Origin of the sequence: Streptomyces chattanoogensis, assembly GCF_001294335.1 — a bacterium.
GTDB classification, from domain to species: domain Bacteria; phylum Actinomycetota; class Actinomycetes; order Streptomycetales; family Streptomycetaceae; genus Streptomyces; species Streptomyces chattanoogensis.
On record NZ_LGKG01000013.1, the window covers coordinates 147,747 to 167,901 of the forward strand.

Below are 20,155 nucleotides of genomic sequence, written 5' to 3' on the forward strand. Positions count from 1 at the left end.
TGTGAGATACGCGTCAATGCGCCGCGCGAGGGCAGCGGGGCCCGTCCGTTGCGGCTCACCCCGCCCGGCGGTTCGCCTTCGAGCGGGACCGCTTCTCGACGTACATCCGCTGGTCGGCCGAGGCCAGGACCTCCTCGGCGGTCATCCCGCAGCTCGCCCAGCCGATGCCGAAGCTGGCGCCGACCCGCACCGCCCGGCCGTCCACCCGGATCGGCGGGATGATCGCGTTCCGCAGCCGCACCGCGAGGTCCTGGGCGTCGGCGGTGCCCAGACCGTCCGCCAGCACCACGAACTCGTCGCCGCCCAGCCGGGCGACCGTATCGCCGTCCCGGACGCCGCTGGTCAGCCGGCGGGCGACCTCGATCAGCACCGCGTCGCCCGTGTGGTGCCCGAAGCGGTCGTTGATCGACTTGAAACCGTCGAGGTCGCAGAAGAGGACCGCGAGCCCCTTGGCACCGTCGTCATCCGGGCCCTCCGTGGGGTCGACGGTGGGCACATGGTGGTCGTAGCCGCCGGGTCCGCCGTCGAACGGTTCCTTGCCGCCCGGCCGGAAGGCATGCGGACCACCCGGGTCCGCCGTGAGGGTGGCCGAGGAGGCGTAGGCGTCGGCCGCCGAGCCCGGCGGCCGGGAGCACAGCCGGGCGCCGAGCCGGGCGCGCAGCTCGGCGCTGTTGGGCAGGCCGGTCAGCGAGTCATGGCTGGCGCGGTGCGCGAGCTGCAGCTCATGACGCTTGCGGTCCTCGATGTCCTCGACGTGGGTGAGCAGGAACCGGGGCCCGTCGGCGGTGTCGGCGACCACGGAATTGCGCAGCGAGACCCAGACATAGGTCCCGTCGCGCCGGGCCAGCCGCAGCTCGGCGCGGCCGCCCTCGGCCGACGTCCGCAGCAGGGTTCCGATGTCCTCGGGATGCACCAGGTCCGAGAAGGAGTAGCGGCGCATCGCGGAGGCCGGGCGGCCCAGCAGCCGGCAGAGCGCGTCATTGGTGCGCAGCAGCCGTCCGTGCTGGTCACCGCCCATTTCCGCGACGGCCATACCGCTCGGCGCGTACTCGAAGGCCTGCCGGAAGCTTTCCTCGCTGGCGCGCAGGGCCTGCTGCTCGCGCTCAAGGCGGACCAGGGCGCGCTGCATGTTGGCCCGCAGCCGGGCGTTGCTGATCGCGATGGCGGCCTGGAACGCGTACATCTGCAGCGCCTCGCGCCCCCAGGCGCCGGGGCGCCGGCCTGTGCGCGGCCGGTCGACGGAGATCACGCCGAGCAGCTCGCCACGGCCGTTGGCCTGGGAGTACATCGGCGCGAACAGCCGGTCCATGGGATGCCACTCGTCGGGGAACCGCGGCGCGGGCCCGGCCGTGTGCCACTGCGGGACATCGTCGTCGTCCAGCACCCAGCCCTCGGTGTGCGGGATGAAGCACAGGTCGCCCCACCGCTCCCCCATGGACAGCCGGCGTTCCCAGGAGGACCGGGATCCGACCCGCCCCGCCATCAGCGCCTCGGCACCCGCGCTGCCGGCCACCGCCGCGACGACGAGATCGCCGTCCGGCTGGACGAGATTGACCGCCGCCAGTTCATAGCCCAGCCCCGCGATCACGCCGTCGGCAACCGACTGCAAGGTGTCCGCAAGGCTGCGTGCGGTATTCAGTTCGGCGACCACTTGGTGCAGCTGCCGCAGGGTCGCAAGACGGACGTATGGCTCCGACTCGGTCTCCATCGCTCGCTCTCCCTGAGACCTCGACAGCAACTCCAGGATTCTTCGATCGCCCGATTCCACGCTCTTTCTTCGCTCACTGAATCACAGTGAGCTGTTCACTCGGTACACAGGGTCAACAATTACCGCGCGCTGTGACTCAAGTCACAAGCTGAAAAGGGATATTGATGATCTTCGAAGGGCCTCGTCAAACGGCATTTCCGTGGCCCTTTCGCGCCGCACTTGCACTTCCTGAACGCAAATTCGGACAGATACCGGCGGCCTCCGTCGTCCGACCTAGGGCGCAGGTGGTCCCGGCGCCCGATGCGCGGCAGGGCCGGGCGACGTTAGCGTTCATGGCGTGTTCACGAAAACCCCTGCCGATGCGACGACTCCCTCTGCCGATGCGGCGGCCTCCGGGCCCGCCGCCCAAGCCGTACCCGTCGTTTCCCTCGCGCCCGCGCCGGGCGGCGCGCCGATCCCGCATTCTGTTGGGGTGAGTGATGACGAATTCCGCGCCGCCCTGTCCCGCCTCGCCGCAGGCGTGGTGCTGATCACGGCCCACGACCCGGAGGACGGTCCGCGCGGCGAGGACGTCGGCATGACCGCCACCGCGTTCCTGTCCGTCTCCCTCGAACCGCCGCTGGTGATGGTGAGCGTTCGCAACGACTCGCGCATGGATGACCTGCTCGCGCACCAGCCGCTGTGGGCCGTCTCGGTGCTCGCGGAGAGCCAGCGGCACATCGCCGGGCGATTCGCGATGAAGGGCCGCATCAGCGACCGACTGCTCTTTGCGGATATTCCGCACGTACAGGGCGAAGCGGCCGGCGCGCCGCTCATCGGCGGGGCACTCGCCACGCTGGAGTGCCGGACCGAGCAGCGGGTGCCGGCCGGCGATCACACGCTCGTCATCGGCCGCGTACTGACCGCGTCGACCCTGAGCACCGACGCCGGGCCGCTCACGTACTTCCGGGGCAAATACCGCCACCTGGGGTGATCCGCGCCGCCGACCGCGCGAAGCCGCCTCCAGCCGTCGCGGCTCTAGCCCCAATCGCGGCCCGAGCGGCCGCGCTTGGTCTCGCCGCGCTGCTTCTTCTCGCGCAGCCGACGCTCGTTGATGCCGCGTGGGATGCGCGACTTGCGGCGCGGCTTGGGCGGCGGGGCCGTGGCCTCGGCGAGCAGGGCCGCCAGCCGGACGGCCGCGGTCTCGCGGTTGCGCCACTGGGAACGGTGTTCGGAGGCCCGTACGGACAGCACGCCGTCGACCAGACGGCCGGCCAGCCGCTCCAGGGCGCGCGCCTTCCACACCTCGGGCAGCGCCTGCGTCTTGACGAGGTCGAAGCGCAGCTCCACTTGGCTGTCGCTGGTGTTGACGTGCTGGCCGCCCGGACCGGAGGACCGCGAGAAACGCCAGACGAGCTCGGCCTCCGGGAGGGCGACCGAACCGCGGATGACATAGGGCCCGGACATGCGTCCTATGATCCCGCGTATTCCGGGAGCCCGTCACCCGCTTTTCGACTCCGTGACCAGGGGTCCGCATCAGGATTCGGCAAAGTAAGTAAAGCCAGCTGGAACCTCCCGGTCCCCTGACGGCGTTGTGGTGGGTGACGGTAGCGTCGTCCGCAGTGCGAAGCCGGATGCTTCGGCACCTCGTGCTCCGCCACTCGACGACGCGACGAATTGACGCATTGACAAGGAAAGGGACTTCCCATGGCTGTAAGCCTGTCCAAGGGCGGCAACGTCTCCCTCACCAAGGAGGCGCCGGGCCTGACCGCCGTCACGGTCGGCCTCGGCTGGGACGTCCGCACCACCACCGGCACGGACTTCGACCTGGACGCGAGCGCGATCGCGGTCAACGGCAACGGCAAGGTCTTCTCGGACCAGCACTTCGTCTTCTTCAACAACAAGGCGACGCCGGACCAGACCATCGTCCACACCGGTGACAACGTCACCGGCCAGGGCGAGGGCGACGACGAGCAGATCAATGTCAACCTGGCGGGCCTGCCCGCCGACATCGACAAGATCGTCTTCCCGGTCTCCATCTACGACGCCGAGAGCCGCAGCCAGAACTTCGGCCAGGTGCGCAACGCCTACATCCGCATCGTCAACCAGGCCGGCGGCGCCGAGATCGCCCGCTACGACCTCAGCGAGGACGCGGCGACCGAGACCGCCATGGTCTTCGGCGAGCTCTACCGCAACGGCACGGAGTGGAAGTTCCGCGCGGTGGGCCAGGGTTACGCCTCGGGTCTGGCGGGCATCGCGCAGGACTTCGGCGTCAACGTCTGAGGTGACCCTCTGACGTGACCGCGCGTGGCCGTGGCCGGCCGCGCTCGGCCGAGGGCCGGTTCCCTTTGGGGGCCGGCCCTCGGTGCTTTCTGCGACGCGTTCCGGCGCGTCTTGCGGGGCTCGGCCGCCCCGCCGCTGCGCCGCCCGCCTCAGGCGGCGGCGTCCGCCACGGCTTCGGGCTCCGCTTCGGGCGGGGTGGCCAGCGCCGCCACCTCGTCCAGCGACAGCCCGAGCGTCCCGGCCAGCGCGGCAACCGTGAAGAACGCCGGGGTCGGCGCCCGGCCGGTCTCGATCTTCCGCAGCGTTTCGGCGGACAGCCCCGCCCCCGCCGCCACGTCGACCATGCTCCGTTCGCCGCGCGCCGCCCGCAGCAGCGCGCCCAGCCGCTCGCCGCGTTCGCGTTCCCAGGGGGTCAGTGGAGTTCGCACCATGCCCGTGATACTAATACCGGTAAAGAAATACCGGTATTTGTTTACCGGTAGGGCTTGTGTTGCCGTTGCTGTTGCTGTTGCCGCGTGGCTGCTGTCGCCGCGTGGCCGTACGCGCCGGCGGGCCCCAGGGCGGGCCCGTCGCCGCTGGAAGGTCGTGCTCATGGTGGAGATCAAGACGGATGCCTCGCTGGAGGCCATGCGGGTGGCCGGGCGGGTGGTCGCCGACGCGCTGGCGGCGGCGCGCGCGGCGGCCGCGCCGGGCGTCCGGCTGATGGATCTGGACGAGGTCGCCCGTACGGTCCTGCGCGAGACGGGGGCCACCTCGCCGTTCCTCGGCTACCGGCCCTCCTTCGCCGCCACCCCCTTCCCCGCCGTCATCTGCGCCTCCGTCAACGACGCGATCGTGCACGGCGTACCGGACTCCTACCGGCTGTGCGACGGCGACCTGGTCAGCATCGACTGCGGCGCGGTGGTGGACGGCTGGGCGGGCGACGCGGCCGTCAGCTTCACCGTCGGCACGCCCCGCCCCGAGGACATACGGCTGATGGAGACCACCCGGCAGGCGCTCGAGGCGGGCATTGCCGCGGCCGTGGTCGGCGCCCGGATCGGGGACATCTCGCACGCCATCGGCAGTGTCGGACGGGCGGCCGGGTACGGCATCCCCGAGGACTTCGGCGGGCACGGCATCGGCCGCCGCATGCACGAGGACCCGTCCGTCCCCAACGACGGCCGCCCCGGCCGCGGTCTCGTCCTCCGCCACGGTCTGGTGCTCGCCATCGAGCCGATGCTGCTCGCCGGCGGCCGCAACGCGTACTACGTCGCGGACGACGGCTGGACGCTGCGTACCGCGGACGGCGGCCGCGCTGCCCACTTCGAGCACACCGTCGCCATCACGGAGGACGGTCCGCGGGTGCTGACGCTGCCGTAGCGGTGTGCGCGGTGCGGCTACTCGCCGAGTGCCTGCGCGCCGGCCTGTGCGAACTGTTCGTCGGCGGCGCCGCTCGGCGCGCCCGCCACACCGATTCCCGCGATCGGCGCGTCCTGCGACCGCACCGGGGCGCCGCCCGCCAGGAAGAGCGTGCCGGGGATGTCCTTGAGGGTGGGTGCCTGGTCGAGGCGCTTGACCAGCTCGGAGGTGGGGGCGTTCCAGGAGACGGCGGTGAAGGCCTTCTTCGCGGCCGACTCGTACGACTGCGGGCCGGCCCCGTCGCCGCGCAGCTGGACCAGCGTGGTGCCGTTGCGGTCCACGACGGCGACCGAGACCTTCTGGCCCGCCTTTGCCGCCGCGTCCAGAGCGGCCTGTGCGGCCTTGGTGGCTGCGGCGAGGGTGAGGTGGGTGGTGTGGGTGAGGTTCTTGGTGTCGGTGGCCGGGGCGGCGGCGGGCGCGGCCGCGGGCTTGGCGGCGCTCGGGGCCGGGGCGGCGGTCGCGGACACGGCGCCGAAGGTGCCCGCGCCCACCAGGGCGACGGCGGCGGCACCGGTGACGATCCGGGCGCGGAGCGAGAGCCTCTTCGGGATCGAGACCGAGACCGGGGTCATCGAGTCCGTCGAGTCCGTAGAGTTCTTCGGATCCATCGGGTTCATCTGGTTCATGTAGCCATCGTCGGAGGCGTAGGGGGCCGCACGGGTCGGCGTACCGGCTGCGGTGGCCGTGCATGATGGGGGATACCGGTATCAGCCGATCGGTTGATACGGGCCGCTCTCCGCCCGGGTTACCGGGGATCTTGCAGAAGGCCCCGGCGTTCACGCCGGGGATGAATGCCTCGCAGGACTGCTCTGGCCTGCGCTGTTACGTGAACGTTCTTTCTGGCTCGGGGCGTTGTCAGTGGGTGCGGATAGCGTGTTGGTCATGCAGCTCCGCTACTCCTACCGGGCCTACCCGGATGCCCCGCAGCGCACCGCGCTGGCCCGGGCGTTCGGGTGTGCCCGTGTGGTGTGGAACGACTGCTTGCGTGACCGGAGGGAAGCACACGCGGCGGGGCTGCCGTATGTGAAGTCGGCGGACTTGTCCTCAAGTGGTCCCGGACCCTGCCGGCCGCGCCGACGTCCCTGACCGTGACCAAGGATGCCTGTGGCCGGTACTTCCTGAGCTTCGTGGTGGAGACCGAGCCGGACATCCTCCCCGAGCTGGACACCGAAGTGGGCATCGACCTGGGCCTGTCCACTTTCGCCGTGCTCTCCGACGGCACCCGCATCAGCTCCCCGAAGTTCCTGCGCCGCGCCGAGAAGAAGCTCAAGCGACTGCAGCGGGACTTGTCCCGCAAGGCGAAAGGATCGAAGAACCGGACCAAGGCCCGTATCAAGGTCGCGCGGCAGCACGCCCGCGTGGCCGACCGCCGCCGGGGCTGGCACCACAAGGCATCCACCCAGATCATCCGCGACAACCAAGCGGTGTATGTGGAGGACCTTGCGGTGTCCGGGCTCGCCCGCACGCGGCTGGCCAAGTCGGTGCATGATGCCGGATGGTCGGCGTTCGTCGGCATGCTGGCGTACAAGGCTGTCAAGCACGGCCGGTACTTCGGGAAGATCGGACGCTTCGAGCCGACCTCCCAGGTCTGCTCGGTCTGCGGCATCAAGGACGGCCCCAAACCCCTCCACGTCCGGGAATGGACGTGCAAGGAATGCGGGACCGTCCACGACCGTGACGACAACGCCGCTCAGAACACCCTGGCCGCCGGACGGGCGGACAGGCTAAACGCCTCGCAGAGCGCAGGTAAGACCAGGGCGAAGGTCCCGGCACAGCGCGTTGAAGCAGGAACATACCGAGACGGTCACACGACCGTGGCAGGAATCCCCGCATCGCGCCCCGCAGCCCCCGGCGCCGGATCCGAATCCCGACGCCCGGTGGCTGGGTCCGGTCATGCACACGGCGTTCTTCCCCCCATGTCCTGGTCCTGACCACCTACGACACCGACGCCGACATCACCCGCGCCATCGAGGCCGGCGCCACCGGCTATCTCCTCAAGGCCGAGCGGCCCGAGGAACTCTTCGCCGCCATCCACGCCGCCGCCCAGGGCCGCAGCGCCCTCTCCGCGCCGGTCGCCCATCGCGTACTGGCCCGGATGCGCAGCCCCCGCCCCACGCTCACCGACCGGGAACGCGACATCCTCGGCCAGCTCGCCCGGGGCCTGGGCAACCGCGAGATCGCCCGCGCCCTCTTCATCAGCGAGGCCACCGTCAAAACGCACCTGGGCCGGATCTACGACAAGCTCGGCGTGGACACCCGCGCGGGCGCGGTCGCGGTCGCCAAGGAGCAGCGGCTGCTGCCGTGACGCCCGGCCGGCGTGACACCATCAATGACGTGATCGACCTCGGCTACTCCCTCTCCCCTCGCTTTCCGGACCCCGCACAGCTGGACTACCGGACCGTGGATGTGCGCACCCTGCGGCACGACCTCTTCTGCGGCGACGTCTATATCGCCGACACCAAGGAGGACCGCGAGCTGTCCACCGCCTGGGGCTGGGTGCCCGTCCTCGACTTCGCCTGGGCCCTGTGCGACATCGTCGAGCAGCTCGATACCGACCCGCGCGGCAGCCGCTCGGCCCGCCCGGTGCACGCCGAGCTGGACTTCACCGAATCCACCGACCGGATGCTGTTCGAGCGCCGCTTCGGGTGGGTGGACATCGCCGCCGACTGGATGCCGGCCGACGAGCCGCCGCTCACCTTCAACCACGCCGCCCTGCGCCGCGAGGCCCGGGACTTTCTGCACGATCTGATCGCCGACCTCACCGATCTGCACGAAAGCCTCGGCGACAACCCTGTCGTCTGGGACCTCCAGGTCCGCTTCCCCCGCGTCTGACCGGACCCCTGTCGACCGGGGCGCTCACTCCACCCGTACACCTATCTGCGCGGCGAACGCCGGGGCCAGATCGAGGAGTTGGGCCGCGCTGATCACCGCGCCCGACAGCCGGTCGATGCCCCGCGCGATGTCGAGCGCGGCCGCACCCCGCAGATCGACGTCCTTCATCCGGGCCCCGGTGAAATCCGCCCGCGCCAGGGTGCAGTCCTCGAAGGTCACCCGCTCCAGCTCCGCGCCCGAGAAATCCGCCTCGACCAGCACGCACCCCTCGAAGGCCACGTCCCGCAGCCTCGCCTGGCGCAGATTCGGGAAGTCGATCTTCCCGCCGCGCACCACGACCCGCTCCAGCACCGCACCGTGCAGCTGCGTCCCGCCGAGCCGGGCGTCCGCCACCTCCACATCGCGCAGTGATGCCTGCGACAGATCCGTACCGACCCCGCGCACCCCGCTCAGCACGGTGTCGATGAGCCGGGCCCGGCTGAGCACCGTCTCGTCCAGCGCGCACCGCCGCACCGCGCAGTCCATGAACCGCGCACCGTGCGCCGTCTGCCCCGCCCAGTCGGCGTCCGCGAACTCCAGGCCGTCGTAGTCCCCTTCGGACTCCAGCGCCCCGCCGTCGTACGGCCGCAGCTCCGGCAACCGCACCTCGGGCCACCGCACCGCCCGCACCGTCTCCTTGCCGCGCCCTGCCACGCGATCACCGCCTTTCCCGCTCGTCATGACGCCCGCAGACCGTCCGGGCACCGTCTGCGGACCATCGTGAACCACCCCACTGACAATCGCCCCGGCCTGTGGACAACCCCGTCCGTGGACACCCGCGGCCTGTGGACAACCCTCTGTCGACGGCAGGGCATTGACCTCAACCGAACCTGAGGTAGCAGGGTGGCGGCAGCCGGGCGGTCCCACTGCCCGCGCTTCGCGCCCTGTTCCCACGGCCCGCCGTCCTTCGAGGAGTAGCCCGCCATGCACGCGATACGACTGCACGCCTTCGGTCCCGCAGCCAACCTCCGCCACGAGACCGTCGACGACCCCCGGCCGGGCACCGGTGAGGTCCGTATCGCCGTGGCCGCGGCCGGTGTTCACCTTCTGGACACGGCTCTGCGGGAGGGGCTCGCAGGCGGCCCGGTGCCCCTTCCCGAGCTGCCGACCGTGCCCGGACGCGAGGTCTCCGGCACCGTCGACGCCCTGGGCGAGGGCACCGACCCCGCCTGGCTCGGCCGGCGCGTGGTCGCCCACCTGGGCACGGCCCCCGGCGGCTACGCCGAGCTGGCCGTGGTCGCCGCCGACCGCCTGCATCCCGTACCCGACGGGCTCGACGCGGGCCAGGCCGTCGCCATGATCGGCACCGGCCGCACCACCATGGGCATCCTGCGCTTCGCCGGCCTCACGGCCGACGACATCGCGATCGTCCCGGCTGCCGCCGGCGGCATCGGTTCGCTCCTCGTCCAGCACGCCAGGAACACCGGCGCCACGGTCATCGGCCTGGCCGGCGGCCCGGCCAAGGCCGCGCGGGTCCGCGAACTGGGCGCCGACCTCGCCGTCGACTACACCGACGACGGCTGGCCCTCCCTGGTACGGGCCTTCCTCGACGCCCGCCGCGCCCCCGGCGCCACCGTCGTCTTCGACTCGGTCGGCGGCGCCCCCGGCCGCGCCGCCGTGGACCTCCTGGCGCCCGGAGGCCGCCACCTGGTCTTCGGGTGGTCCGCCGGCGGCCTCGTCACCGGCGGCCCCCTGGAGTTCGCGGACGGCGAGCTCGCGGCCCGCGGCATCACGTCCGAGCCGGTCCTCGGCCCGCCCATGCTCGCCAAGGTGGGCGGCGACAACCCGGTCCGCACCCTGGAGACCGAGGCCCTCGCCGAGGCGGCGGCGGGCCGGCTCGTCCCGGCGGTCCAGCGCTTCCCCTTGGCGGAGGCGGCCGCCGCCCATCGCGCCCTGGAGACCCGCGCCACGATGGGAAAGGTGGTCCTGGTGCCGTAACCGGAACCGATGCGCCAGGGGCGTGGGGCCGTGCCCCGCGCCCCCTGCCCCGCCTACCGCACCACCGCCATCCCCCGCTCCGTCTGGTTCAGCCGCCGCCCGCCCGACTCCGTGCACGTCACGATGTCCTCGATCCGCACCCCGAAGCGCCCCGGCAGATAGATGCCCGGTTCGATCGAGAAGCACATGCCCGCCACCAGGGGGAGATGCTCGCCCTCCACCAGATACGGCGGCTCATGCGTGGTCACCCCGATCCCGTGCCCGGTCCGGTGGATGAAGTACTCGCCGTACCCCGCCGCCTTGATGACCCTCCTGGCCACCCGGTCGATGTCCTGGCACGCGACACCGATGCGGACCGCCTCGAACGCCGCCTGCTGCGCCTCCCGCACGATGTCGTGCACCTTGCGCTCCTCGGCCCCCGGCTCCCCGACGTGCACGGTCCGGGTGGTGTCCGACCCGTAGCCGTCCTTGAGCCCGCCGAAGTCGAGGACGACCATGTCACCGTCCTCGATGACCCGATGCCCGGCCTCGTGGTGCGGATCGGCGCCATTGGGGCCGGACCCCACGACCGTGAAGTCCACCTGGCTGTGACCGTGCTCGATCATCAGCCGCGAGAGGTCCGCGGCCACCTCTGACTCCCGCCGCCCGGCGAAGCGCACCCCCAGGATGTCCTCGTACGCCGCATCCGCCGCCGCCCCGGCCGCCGCCAGCCTCGCCACCTCGTGCGCATCCTTGACCGCGCGCAGCATCGGCAGCACCTCCGACAGCGCCCGGTAGGCGCTCCCCGGCAGCGTCCGCTGGAGCCCCAGCAGATGCATCGCCCAGGTCGCGTCCGACGTTCCGTAACGTCCTTCCGGCTCGAGCCACTTGGACAGCTCCTCGTACGGGTCGGCACCATCGGTCCATCCCGCCACGTCCATCGCCCCCGCACCGGCCGCCCGCTCCGCATCCGGCTGTTCCAGTACGGGCACCAGCAGCCGCGGCCGCCGCCCCGGCGCCACCACCAGGGCGGTCAGCCGCTCGGTGGCCGCAGGGGGCTGGTAGCCGCACAGCCACACCATGTCCGGACCGGGCGTCACAATCAGCCCCGTCAGCCCGAAATGGGCGGCGGCGTCCGCCGCCCGCACCATGCGTCGCTCGTGGTCGTCCTGGGTCATCGAAGTCACCATGCCGGCGAATCTACGCCGCCGTCCCCCCGACGTCCCGCTACCGTCCCGGCCGCCTCCCGTCCCTTCACCGCCCGTCACCCGAGCGCCGGGATCCGGGGCCTGGAACAGGGCCGCGCGGGGGTCGCGATGACGGCGGGGCCAGACAGGTGGACCTGGGATTGGGTACCGGCCCCCGACGTATACATCGGGTTATGACGGATCCGATGGATGTCGCGATGATCACGTGGGGCCAGAGGGACGGAAGCCCGGCGGCGCAGCAGCCGGACGGGGAAGGGCGCGGCGAGACCGGGCGGCTCAGCGGCGGGGAGGGGGCTCTTCGGCGCCGTGCGCCGGTGACGAAACCGCCCGGAGGCGGGCCCGGAAGTCCCTGACACCGGGATTGCTGCGATACGGGCTGAGTTCGCGGAGGATCCGGGTGAGCGCTCCGTGTGCGGAGCCGGCGGCCAGCTGCCCGTAGTCGTCGAGGAAGCGGTGGCACTGCACGAGAGCGGCGTCCCGCTGCTCCGCGGCCAGCAGCACATGTGCCGTCTGGGCATGGATCAGGGCGCGGGCCTTGCGGTGCCCGGCCGGACGGTGGTGCAGGGAGGATTCCAGGGCGGCGACGGCCTTCTTGTGGTCTCCCAAGAGTGCGAGGACTTCCGCGCGTTGGTACTGCAGCGCGGCGTAGGAGTAGCTGGTGAAGGGGCCCTCGGGCTCCGTTGAACGGCCCAGTGCCTCCTCGGCCGCCGAGAGGTCGGCGTGCGCCATCCCGCTCCGTCCGACGGCCGCGTATCCCACCGCGCGTCCGGCGTGGAGAAAGGCCCGGGTGGCGGGGGGTGCGGCGGCTCCCGCGGTGTCCAGTGCCGCTTCCGCGAGGGTCAGGGCCCGGTGGCGGTCGCCGAGCCGGTGCGCCTGGACGCTCATGCTGCGGAGCGTCACGGCGTAGGTGGCACGGTCACCGGCCGCGTGGGCCAGCTCCAGCCCGATGCCGTAGTAGTGCTGGGCAAGCCCCGAGAATCCCACGTCGGCCGTCATGGTGGCCAGCAGCTGCGTCAGTTGTGCGGCGCCGCTCAGCAGACCCTTGCGCACCATCGGGGCGGCGGGCGCGGCGAGCAGGCGCGACACCTCTTCCGCGATGTAGTGGGCGAGCGTGGAACGCGTGTGGGCACCGCCGTGCCGCTCCGTGGCCGGGGCGATCCAGCAGGCCATATCGCCCAGCCGGGCCACGTCCGCCTCGGTGGCGGGGCTGCCGTGGCCGGTCCTCGGCGGGGTCCACGCGGGCCGCTTCTCCCAGGGGGCGGGCAGGGCGGCGGGCAGCACCGCGCGGGTGAGCGGGACCCGGCGGGCGGGATCGCTGTCCATGCGGCACAGCGAACTCAGGCGCTGGAGAGGGTCGGTGACCTGCAACATGTCCTCCACGGGATTTCCCCCCTCTTCCGGCTTGTCCAGCCCCGCGTCCCGTTGCGTCAGGGGCCGGCCGATACGGCGGCTCAGCGCCTGGGCCACCAGGTCGGCGGCGGCGCCGCGGGGGCGTGCCCCGTCGAGCCAGTGGGCGACGGAGGTGCGGTCGTAGCGCAGTCGCAGGCCGCTGCCCGTCCCCAGTGCGTTGACGGCCCGGGCGAGGTCGGCGGCGGACCAGCCGGCTTCGGTCAGCAACGCGCGGAGCGCGTCGTTCGGCTTTTTGCGCGCCATGGCCCTTACCTCGGAACCGTGTTCACGGCCGTCGATCCCGTCGGGCGTTCAACGCATTCACGCCTCCGGGACGGAAGCGGGCTTCCGTCGGCACCCGATACATGATTCTGTGAAGGAACGCCTCTGGCAACGCTTCACCGCGGAGAGCGAACGGTGTCGGCCAGGAGACGGTGAAACGCGTCCCGGGGGCACCAGCGGAGGAATCACACCCGGGCCGCTTTCCGGTCGGCAGAAAGGCCGTTGCGCGCACCGGTATTACTTATCTGCGGCCATTTTCGCGTACGCGCGCGAACGGCGGCCCCCGGCCGGGTAAAGCTGCGGAGATTTACGGCCGGCCGACGGCGTCAGGGCGACCCCTGCGCCTTTTCCCGGAATCCCTCGGTGCCGTTGTGGAGGGAGAGTTCATCGAAGAGTTGTCTCAAATTCGCCGACCGTGCGGCGGAATGGCGTCCCGGTGAATTCCCCACAGTTGCCGCCCCGTCACCCCAGCACGTCCCGTCCGAACCGTCCCAGGAGACATCGTGCCGTCGCCCCGTCACCCCAACAAGCCGCTCAGGAGCCTGCTCGCCGAGGCTCGGTGGACGCAGGGCTCGCTCGCCAGAGCCGTGAACATCGTCGCCGCCGAGGTCGGTCTGGAGCTCGACTACGACCGGACCTCGGTGGCGCACTGGCTCAGCGGGACACAGCCGCATCCGCCGGTCCCCGAACTCGTCGCGGAGGCCCTGACCCGGCGTCTGGAACGGCCGGTGACCGCGAGCGTGGCGGGTTTCGGGGGCGCGGCGGACCCGGCTGTGCCCGCGCGGGCGCAGCCGTACCGGCCCGGGGAGCTCCTGAAGGCGTGCGGGGGCGCGCCGGAGGGCCAACTCGGGCCGCCCGGCGCCCCCGACGGCGGCACCGGCACGGAAACCGCCCTGATGCGTTCCGCCGTGCGCTTCTACTCCGCCTGCTTCAACGCGCACGGCGGCGGCACCGCACGCTCCGCCCTGGCGGCGTACCTCGCCGACGATGTCCTGCCGCGGCTGCGCGCACCACAGCCGGCGCCGGAGCACCGCTCCTTGCTGGTGGAAGCGTCCCGGCTGTCCTTTCTCCTGGCCCGGATGTACGAGGATTCCGGCGCCCAGGGGCTGGCCCAGCGCCATTTCCTCACCGCCCTGAGCCTCGCCGACGCATCGGGGGACCGAGTGGCGCGGGCCGTGGTCCTGCGGGGGCTGAGTGCACAGGGCCTCGCCCTGGGGCACCACCGGGCGTCCTTGCGGGCCGCCGAGGCCGCGGCCGAGGCGGCCAGGGGGGAGGCCGGTCCGGCCGGGACGTTTCTGCTCGCCCAGCTCGCGGTGGCGCAGGCCGCCTGCGGTCTGCGCCGGGAGGCGCTGGGTTCGCTGGCGCGGGCCGAGCGGGCCATGGCGGCGGACGGTCCCGAGAGGTCCCCGGCCGGCCCCTTCGACACCTACTCGCGGGCCGCACTGGAGTACCAGAGCGCCGAGACCCTGGGGAAGGCGGGCGATACCGCCGGTGCGCACGCGGCGATGAACCGGTCGCTCGCGCACCGCCCGGCCGAGGACCACCGGGGACTGGCGCTCAGCTACGCACGCCGGGCCGAAATGCTGGTGGGCGCCGGCCATGTGGAGGAGGCCTGCGCCTCCTGGCGCGCATTTCTGGACCACTACCCCCATCTGACGTCGGGGGCGGCCACTGCCGCCGTGACCCGTTCCCGCACCCTTCTCATTCCGTTCCGCCATGTCCCGGCGGCGGCGGCACTGCTGAACCGGCTCTCCCCGGTGGCGGCCGGCGGAAAGCGGCACTGACCCGGGGCCCGCCCGTGGCTTTCACACCTTTCAACAAAGCGCGGGGTACCGGATCGCCCATCGCACCGGCAAGCGCTGTTGAATCGGTTACGGAGCGGAATCCGGCGCCCCGAGGGCGAAAGCTGTGCCGCGTCCGCCGCGCTGCGCGCCGTGCCTGTCCGCCGAGTTGCCGTCCCTTTGTCCGCGACGGTCCGGTCATACGGAAGGAACGCATCCATGGCAGACGCCGATTCGACGCACCGGGGCCCCTCAACGCCACTCGGAGATCATTCACCTCTCCGAGACCGTCCATTTTCCCGAGATCCTTCGCTTTCTCGAGGTCCTTCGTACCTCCGGGATCTTCCGGGGAATCCGTACCGCACCGTCGCCCACCTTTTCCCCGGGCAGGGAGATTTCTCCGTCAGTCCGCTGGTGCGCACCGCCCGCGCGGTGCCCGTCGTGCGGGCGGCCGTTGCCGAGGTGTTCGGGCGGGCCGACGACGTCGGGGCGGAGTTCGGGATCCCGCCGCTGGGCGGCGCGCTGCTGGGCGGTACGCCGCCCAGCGGCCGCGATCTGGCGCACGGTCCGGTCGGCACGGCCCAACTGGCCCTGTTCTGCTCGTCGGTGGCCGTGCACCGTGCGCTGTGCGGCATCGGCAGGGCGCCCGACCGTGTGGTGGGGGTGAGCTTCGGTGAGATCGCGGCGCTCACCGCGGCCGGGGTGTTCGACATTCCGGGCGGGGCCCGGATCGCCTGCCTGCTGGCGCAGCACCTCCAGCGGTGCGAGGGCCGCCTGACGCTGCTGGGTACGGGCGAGGGGAGGGCCAACGCCCTGCTGCGGGAGGCCGGTTGCCCCGGGCTGGCCGTGGCCTGTGTGAACGATCCCGGCGAGACGGTGATCAGCGGGCCGCTGCGGGAACTGCAGACCGCGGAGAAGTGCGCACAGCGGCAGGGTCTGTCCGTGACGCGGCTGCGGCTTCCGTTCTCCTCGCACCATCCGGCCCTGAAGGGGCCGGCCGATGCCTTCGCCGCGGCCATCCGCACCGTTCCGGCGCGGGCGGCGCGGCTTCCGGTCCACTCCGCCGTACGGGGCGGACCGTACGGGCCGGGCGACGACGTCCACCGGGGGCTGGCCGACTGTCTCGTCCGTCCCGCCCGGCTGCCCGAGGTCCTGTTCCAGGTGACGACGCCGGCGCCCGCGCTGCTTCTGGAGGCGGGCACCGGCCGGGCGCTGACCCGTAACGTCCGGCGCACCGTGCCGCCCTCGGCCGCCCGCGCCGCCGCCCCGCTCGGCGAACCCGGCTTCTCCTGGGCGCCCGGCGGCAGAACCCCCGCCGGCGCGCTCCCCGGCTCCCCCGCCCTCCTCCCTCCCCCGGAGCAGTCCCCGTGACCCCGCACACGCCGCCCGCCACCGCATTGCGCCACCTCATCGACGGACCCGGCCCCGGCGGCCTCCGGCCGCGCCTGATGGCGCTCCTCGCGGAGGACGCCGCCGCGCCGTCACCCCCGGGCGCGCCCGGCATGCGGCACGGTCACCGTCTCCGTCTCCTCGCCCGGGCCCTCCCGCCGGCCGACGAACTGTGCCGCGACCCGCATGCGCTCGCCGCGCTGAGCGAATGCGCCGCCGTCACGGACCCGCCGTTCTACATGGCCGTCCTCTCGCACTATGCGCTCTGTCTGCGCTCGATCGTCTGCCTCTCGGGCGGTCCGGGCGGTCCGGCCGGTCCGGCACGGCTCGGCGGGCGCTGGGACGCGCTGGCGGCGGGCCGCGCCAAGGGCGTCTTCCTGGTCACGGAGATCGGGGACGGCAGCAGTCATCTGGGCATCCGCACGACGGCCGCATTCGACCCGCACACCCGGGAGTTCGTGCTCGGCACCCCGGACGCGGGGGCCGCGAAGTTCTCCGCCGTCGGTGCGGGCGGGGTGCGGCAGACCGCCGTGGTGTGCGCGCGGGTACGGGTCGCCGGCGCCGACCGGGGGGTGTTCTCGTTCGTCGTGGACCTCGGCGACGCACACGGCCCGGCGCCGGGGGTGGAGATCTCCGGCGGCCTCGCGGTGGCGGACCTCCCCCTCGATTACGCGCTGGTGCGCTTCCACGGGGTGCGCCTGGCGACGGACCAGTGGCTGAGCGACGGCGCGTCCGTCGACGCGCAGGGGCGGTTCCACGACCCCCTCGCCGACCCGGACGCGCGCCTGTCCCGGACGCTGTGCGTGGGCCAGGCGCTGTGGGCGACGCTGCCCTCGGCCATGGCCGCCATGGCCCGGCAGAGCGCGGTACGGGCGCTGCGCCACTCGGCGCACCGCCGGGCCCACGGCCGTCTCGCGCCGGGCGCGCCGGTGCTGTCCTACCGTCCGCAGCAGCACGCGCTCCTGGGCGGGCTGGCCGAGGCCTTCGCCCTGACCTGTGTCGGCCACACCGCGCGGGACCTCTGGGCGACGTCGCTCGCGGACGCCGGCCGTCCGGGGCCGCCGGCGCCTGCCGGTGCGGGGATGACGTTCTCTCCGTGGACGGCGGTCGACCGTCCGCTCGCCGTGCTCAAGGCCCTCGCGGTGCGCACCGCCGCCCGGGTCGCCGCCCGGTGCCAGCACCGGTGCGGACTCGCCGGGTTCCTGGAGCCCAACCTGCTGAGCGGATATCACGGTTTCGCCCACGCCTTCGACAGCGCGGGCGGTGACAGCCAGCTGATCCTGCTCGACGCGGGGCGGGCCCTCGCCGAGGAGGCCGCCCACCGGCCCGTCGGCCCCGCCGTGCCCCGCGATGCCCGCGTGGACGCCCCGCACTGGTGGCCGGCGATCACCCGGGCGCACGAGCACTGGCTCGCCACCTGCCTCCACCGGGCCCTGACGGAGCAATTCCGTAAGGGACTTGCTCCGTCAAGCGGCCTGGACCTGTGGAATCCGCTGCTGGATGCGGCTCTGGAGCTCGGCGAGGCGTATGCGAGCCGCCTGGCGGCCGAGAGCCTGGCCACGACCGTGGCCGCCGTGGACGATCCCGCGCTGGGTGCGGTGCTCCCTCCCCTCGCGGCGCTCTACGGGGCGGTGGAGGCCCGGCGTCTCGCCGGCCGGCTGCTGGCCACGGGGGTGATCGGCGTGCCCACGGTGCGTGCGCTGCCGGGCGTGATGGACGAGCTGTGCGACCGGCTGCTGCCTCATCTGCCCCTGCTGGAGGACGCCATGGGAGCGCTGGGCAGTGCGCTGCCCGCCCCACTGGGCGCGGGCGACTACGCGGCCGCACTGGCCGCCTCAGTCGGCCGGCCGCCCGCATCCGCCGCCCGGCCCACCGAAAGGCTGTCATGAGCCCCACACCCTCGACCACTTCGACCGCTCCGACCGCTCCGACCGCACACCGCATCGGCGTGCTGGGAATGGGGACGTACCTCCCCCGGTCCCGGCGGACCAACGAGGACATCGCCGGGGACGTGGGGGTGACCGCGGACTGGATCACCGAGCGCACCGGCGTCCACACCCGGCATGTGGCCGCCCCCGGCGAGGCCGCATCCGACCTGGCCGCGGCCGCCGTACGCGCCGCCGTGGCCGCGGCGGGCATCGACATCGACCAGCTGGACCTCCTGATCCTCGCCACCTCGACGCCCGACGAACTGGGGCCCTCCACGGCGTGCCGGGTCCAGGCCCTGACCGGGGCCCGCAACGCCGTGGCCCTCGACGTCAGCGCCGCCTGCTCGGGCTGGCTGTTCGCCGCCCGGGTCGCCCGCGACTGGCTCGCGGGCGACCCGTGCACGCGCTATGCGGCGGTGGTCGGCGTCGAGGCGTACTCCAAATTCATCGATCCGGCCGACCGCGGCACGGCCGTGCTGTTCGCCGACGGGGCGGCCGCCTCCGTTCTGGGCCCCGTGGCGGACGACGGCGGATTCGCGGACTTCCGCCTCGGCTCCGACGGCACCGGCGCACACCACGTCCTCATCCCGGCCGGCGGCAGCCGCGCACCGGCGAGCCCGGGGACGCTGGCGGGCCGCCGGCACCACATCCACATGGACGGCCGGGCGGTACGCGACTTCATCACCGAGATCTTTCCCCGGGTCGTCGACGAGAGCCTGGCCCGCAACCGGCTCCGGCTCCGCGACATCGACGTCTTCATCACCCACCAGCCCAACCCCGTCCTGCTGCGCCGCCTCGGCGACCGCATCGGCATCGCCCGCGAACGCCTGGTCATCGTGGGCGGCGAGGTCGGCAACATCGGCGCGGCAAGCGCCCCGTACGCGCTGGCCGGGGCCGCGGCACGTGGGCTGCTGACGCCCGGCAGCCGGGTCCTGATCGCCGCCTTCGGAGCGGGGGTGACCTGGGGCAGCGCCCTGCTGACCTGGACCGGCGCCTCCGTCATCCGGCTGGGCCCGACGCGCCCGGCCCGCACCGTCCCCCTCTCCTCCCCGCTCCCTTCCTCCCACCCCGCCCCCGCCGTGCAAAGGAGCACCTCATGAACGACCCCGTGACCGAGCCCATGAACGACCCGACGTACCACGCCGCTTCGGGAGGCACCGCCCTGGAAGCCTTCCGGCTCGAGGGGGCCCGCGCTCTGGTCACCGGCGCCTCCCGCGGCATCGGCCGGGCCGTCGCGGTGGCGCTCGCCCAGGCCGGCGCCGACCTGGCGCTGTCCGCCCGCTCGGCCACCGCGCTCACCGAGACCGCGGAACGGGTGATGAAGGAAGGGCGCGCGGCCGTCCTCGTACCGGGCGACCTCGCCGACACCGGGGCGGCGGACGCCGTGGTGGACCAGGCCGCCACCGCGCTCGGCGGCCTCGACATCGTCGTCCACAACGCCGGCATCCTGCCGTCCCGGCCCGACGGCAGCCCCACGATGGTCCCCCTCCAGGACTCCGCGCAGCGGGACTGGGACACGGTGGTGTCGGTCAACCTCAATGCCACCGCGGCCCTGTGCCGGCGCGCGCACCGGTATCTCGCCGCCTCGCCCCGGGCCGCCGTCGTGCTGATGTCCTCGCTGGCCGGGGTGGCCGGTACGCCCAGGATGGAGGCGTACGCCGCGTCCAAGGCGGCCCAGATCTCGCTGGCCCGCAGCCTCTCGGCCGGCTGGGCGCGGGACGGGATCCGGGTCAACGCCCTCTGCCCCGGCTGGACCCGCACCGACATGACGAGCTTCGCCTACGCCACGGGCCCGTTGTCCGACTGGCTGATGGCCCATGTCCCGCTGGGCCGCTGGGCGGAGCCGCACGAGGTCGCCACCGCCGCCCTCTTCCTCGCCGCGCCCGCCGCGTCGTTCGTCACCGGACAGGCCCTGCTCCTCGACGGCGGCGCCTCCGTACCCGACGGGGGACTCGCCGGGATCCCGAAACCGCCCTCCCCCTTCGCCGGCGCCTGACCGCATCCCGAGAGCTGAGGACCCAC

17 protein-coding genes and 2 pseudogenes are annotated in these 20,155 nt (G+C 72.9%); 12 read left to right on the plus strand and 7 right to left on the minus strand.

Annotation, left to right across the window (positions count from 1 at the left end; genetic code table 11):
- Positions 1-55: 55 nt before the first annotated feature.
- Positions 56-1,708 carry a diguanylate cyclase CdgB gene (gene cdgB / locus ADL29_RS04855; protein ID WP_053922500.1) on the minus strand — a complete coding sequence of 551 codons (1,653 nt, stop codon included), beginning with the start codon at positions 1,706-1,708 and terminating at the stop codon, positions 56-58.
- Positions 1,709-2,162: 454 nt separating this feature from the next.
- On the opposite strand from cdgB, the gene ADL29_RS04860 reads away from it, so the two are divergent.
- Complete coding sequence (locus ADL29_RS04860) at positions 2,163-2,681, plus strand: flavin reductase family protein (RefSeq protein WP_107094898.1); 519 nt, start codon at positions 2,163-2,165, stop codon at positions 2,679-2,681.
- A 44-nt stretch (positions 2,682-2,725) separates the two neighbouring features.
- Here ADL29_RS04860 and arfB read toward each other — a convergent pair whose 3' ends face one another.
- The gene (gene arfB, locus ADL29_RS04865; protein ID WP_046926558.1) at positions 2,726-3,154 is read right to left on the minus strand and encodes an alternative ribosome rescue aminoacyl-tRNA hydrolase ArfB; all 429 of its coding nucleotides are present in this window, start codon (positions 3,152-3,154) and stop codon (positions 2,726-2,728) included.
- A gap of 240 nt (positions 3,155-3,394) precedes the next feature.
- On the opposite strand from arfB, the gene ADL29_RS04870 reads away from it, so the two are divergent.
- Positions 3,395-3,970: a TerD family protein gene (locus tag ADL29_RS04870; protein ID WP_053922502.1), complete on the plus strand. Its 576-nt coding sequence runs from the start codon at positions 3,395-3,397 to the stop codon at positions 3,968-3,970.
- Positions 3,971-4,119: 149 nt separating this feature from the next.
- Here the strand turns inward: ADL29_RS04870 and ADL29_RS04875 are convergent, their stop codons facing one another.
- Complete coding sequence (locus ADL29_RS04875; RefSeq protein ID WP_053922503.1) at positions 4,120-4,401, minus strand: helix-turn-helix domain-containing protein; 282 nt, start codon at positions 4,399-4,401, stop codon at positions 4,120-4,122.
- A 160-nt stretch (positions 4,402-4,561) separates the two neighbouring features.
- On the opposite strand from ADL29_RS04875, the gene map reads away from it, so the two are divergent.
- Complete coding sequence (map, locus tag ADL29_RS04880) at positions 4,562-5,329, plus strand: type I methionyl aminopeptidase (protein WP_053922504.1); 768 nt, start codon at positions 4,562-4,564, stop codon at positions 5,327-5,329.
- Positions 5,330-5,346: 17 nt separating this feature from the next.
- On the opposite strand, the gene ADL29_RS04885 is transcribed toward map, so the two are convergent.
- A complete protein-coding gene (locus ADL29_RS04885) occupies positions 5,347-5,940 on the minus strand; it encodes a GlcG/HbpS family heme-binding protein (RefSeq protein WP_053922621.1) in 594 nt (197 codons plus the stop codon).
- Positions 5,941-6,250: 310 nt separating this feature from the next.
- Between ADL29_RS04885 and ADL29_RS04890 the strand changes: the two are divergent.
- The 3 genes and pseudogenes from ADL29_RS04890 to ADL29_RS04900 all read left to right on the plus strand — a co-directional run bounded on the left by ADL29_RS04890 (position 6,251) and on the right by ADL29_RS04900 (position 8,200).
- Positions 6,251-7,299 (plus strand): annotated as a pseudogene (locus ADL29_RS04890) (RNA-guided endonuclease InsQ/TnpB family protein).
- Positions 7,281-7,673 (plus strand): annotated as a pseudogene (locus tag ADL29_RS04895) (LuxR C-terminal-related transcriptional regulator); the annotation flags it as partial. The pseudogenes ADL29_RS04890 and ADL29_RS04895, both read left to right, overlap by 19 nt.
- Positions 7,674-7,702: 29 nt before the next feature.
- Complete coding sequence (locus ADL29_RS04900) at positions 7,703-8,200, plus strand: hypothetical protein (protein ID WP_053922622.1); 498 nt, start codon at positions 7,703-7,705, stop codon at positions 8,198-8,200.
- Between the two features lie 24 nt (positions 8,201-8,224).
- On the opposite strand, the gene ADL29_RS04905 is transcribed toward ADL29_RS04900, so the two are convergent.
- Positions 8,225-8,869, minus strand: a complete 645-nt coding sequence (locus ADL29_RS04905; RefSeq protein ID WP_053922505.1) for a pentapeptide repeat-containing protein — start codon at positions 8,867-8,869, stop codon at positions 8,225-8,227.
- A gap of 294 nt (positions 8,870-9,163) precedes the next feature.
- On the opposite strand from ADL29_RS04905, the gene ADL29_RS04910 reads away from it, so the two are divergent.
- The gene (locus tag ADL29_RS04910) at positions 9,164-10,177 is read left to right on the plus strand and encodes a zinc-binding dehydrogenase (protein ID WP_053922506.1); all 1,014 of its coding nucleotides are present in this window, start codon (positions 9,164-9,166) and stop codon (positions 10,175-10,177) included.
- Between the two features lie 53 nt (positions 10,178-10,230).
- On the opposite strand, the gene ADL29_RS04915 is transcribed toward ADL29_RS04910, so the two are convergent.
- Together ADL29_RS04915 and ADL29_RS04920 are read right to left on the minus strand one after the other, a co-directional pair.
- Positions 10,231-11,334, minus strand: a complete 1,104-nt coding sequence (locus ADL29_RS04915) for an aminopeptidase P family protein (protein ID WP_046926566.1) — start codon at positions 11,332-11,334, stop codon at positions 10,231-10,233.
- Between the two features lie 306 nt (positions 11,335-11,640).
- Positions 11,641-13,017 carry an NsdA family TPR-like regulatory protein gene (locus tag ADL29_RS04920; RefSeq protein ID WP_053922507.1) on the minus strand — a complete coding sequence of 459 codons (1,377 nt, stop codon included), beginning with the start codon at positions 13,015-13,017 and terminating at the stop codon, positions 11,641-11,643.
- Positions 13,018-13,538: 521 nt separating this feature from the next.
- Here ADL29_RS04920 and ADL29_RS04925 point away from each other — a divergent pair.
- The 5 genes from ADL29_RS04925 to ADL29_RS04945 all read left to right on the plus strand — a co-directional run bounded on the left by ADL29_RS04925 (position 13,539) and on the right by ADL29_RS04945 (position 20,129).
- Positions 13,539-14,819 carry an NsdA family TPR-like regulatory protein gene (locus ADL29_RS04925; protein WP_053922508.1) on the plus strand — a complete coding sequence of 427 codons (1,281 nt, stop codon included), beginning with the start codon at positions 13,539-13,541 and terminating at the stop codon, positions 14,817-14,819.
- Between the two features lie 411 nt (positions 14,820-15,230).
- A complete protein-coding gene (locus ADL29_RS04930; protein ID WP_063788390.1) occupies positions 15,231-16,187 on the plus strand; it encodes an ACP S-malonyltransferase in 957 nt (318 codons plus the stop codon).
- Positions 16,184-18,094 (plus strand): acyl-CoA dehydrogenase family protein, encoded by a 1,911-nt coding sequence (locus tag ADL29_RS04935; RefSeq protein WP_053922509.1) that lies wholly within the window; start codon positions 16,184-16,186, stop codon positions 18,092-18,094. Before ADL29_RS04930 ends, ADL29_RS04935 begins: the two co-directional genes overlap by 4 nt.
- On the plus strand, positions 18,091-19,233 hold the full coding sequence (locus tag ADL29_RS04940; protein ID WP_053922510.1) for a 3-oxoacyl-ACP synthase III family protein: 1,143 nt from the start codon (positions 18,091-18,093) through the stop codon (positions 19,231-19,233). The genes ADL29_RS04935 and ADL29_RS04940 overlap by 4 nt, the downstream gene beginning before the upstream one ends.
- 20 nt (positions 19,234-19,253) lie before the next feature.
- A complete protein-coding gene (locus ADL29_RS04945) occupies positions 19,254-20,129 on the plus strand; it encodes an SDR family NAD(P)-dependent oxidoreductase (RefSeq protein WP_053922623.1) in 876 nt (291 codons plus the stop codon).
- Positions 20,130-20,155: the final 26 nt, after the last annotated feature.

Bases quoted from the DNA above. Each gene is read 5' to 3' on its own strand.
- ADL29_RS04920 (WP_053922507.1), bottom strand. From the start codon at position 13,017: ATGGCGCGCAAAAAGCCGAACGACGCGCTCCGCGCGTTGCTGACCGAA.
- ADL29_RS04945 (WP_053922623.1), top strand. From the start codon at position 19,254: ATGAACGACCCGACGTACCACGCCGCTTCGGGAGGCACCGCCCTGGAA.
- ADL29_RS04940 (WP_053922510.1), top strand. From the start codon at position 18,091: ATGAGCCCCACACCCTCGACCACTTCGACCGCTCCGACCGCTCCGACC.
- arfB (WP_046926558.1), bottom strand. From the start codon at position 3,154: ATGTCCGGGCCCTATGTCATCCGCGGTTCGGTCGCCCTCCCGGAGGCC.
- ADL29_RS04875 (WP_053922503.1), bottom strand. From the start codon at position 4,401: ATGGTGCGAACTCCACTGACCCCCTGGGAACGCGAACGCGGCGAGCGG.
- ADL29_RS04915 (WP_046926566.1), bottom strand. From the start codon at position 11,334: ATGACCCAGGACGACCACGAGCGACGCATGGTGCGGGCGGCGGACGCC.
- map (WP_053922504.1), top strand. From the start codon at position 4,562: ATGGTGGAGATCAAGACGGATGCCTCGCTGGAGGCCATGCGGGTGGCC.
- cdgB (WP_053922500.1), bottom strand. From the start codon at position 1,708: ATGGAGACCGAGTCGGAGCCATACGTCCGTCTTGCGACCCTGCGGCAG.
- ADL29_RS04910 (WP_053922506.1), top strand. From the start codon at position 9,164: ATGCACGCGATACGACTGCACGCCTTCGGTCCCGCAGCCAACCTCCGC.
- ADL29_RS04885 (WP_053922621.1), bottom strand. From the start codon at position 5,940: ATGACCCCGGTCTCGGTCTCGATCCCGAAGAGGCTCTCGCTCCGCGCC.
- ADL29_RS04870 (WP_053922502.1), top strand. From the start codon at position 3,395: ATGGCTGTAAGCCTGTCCAAGGGCGGCAACGTCTCCCTCACCAAGGAG.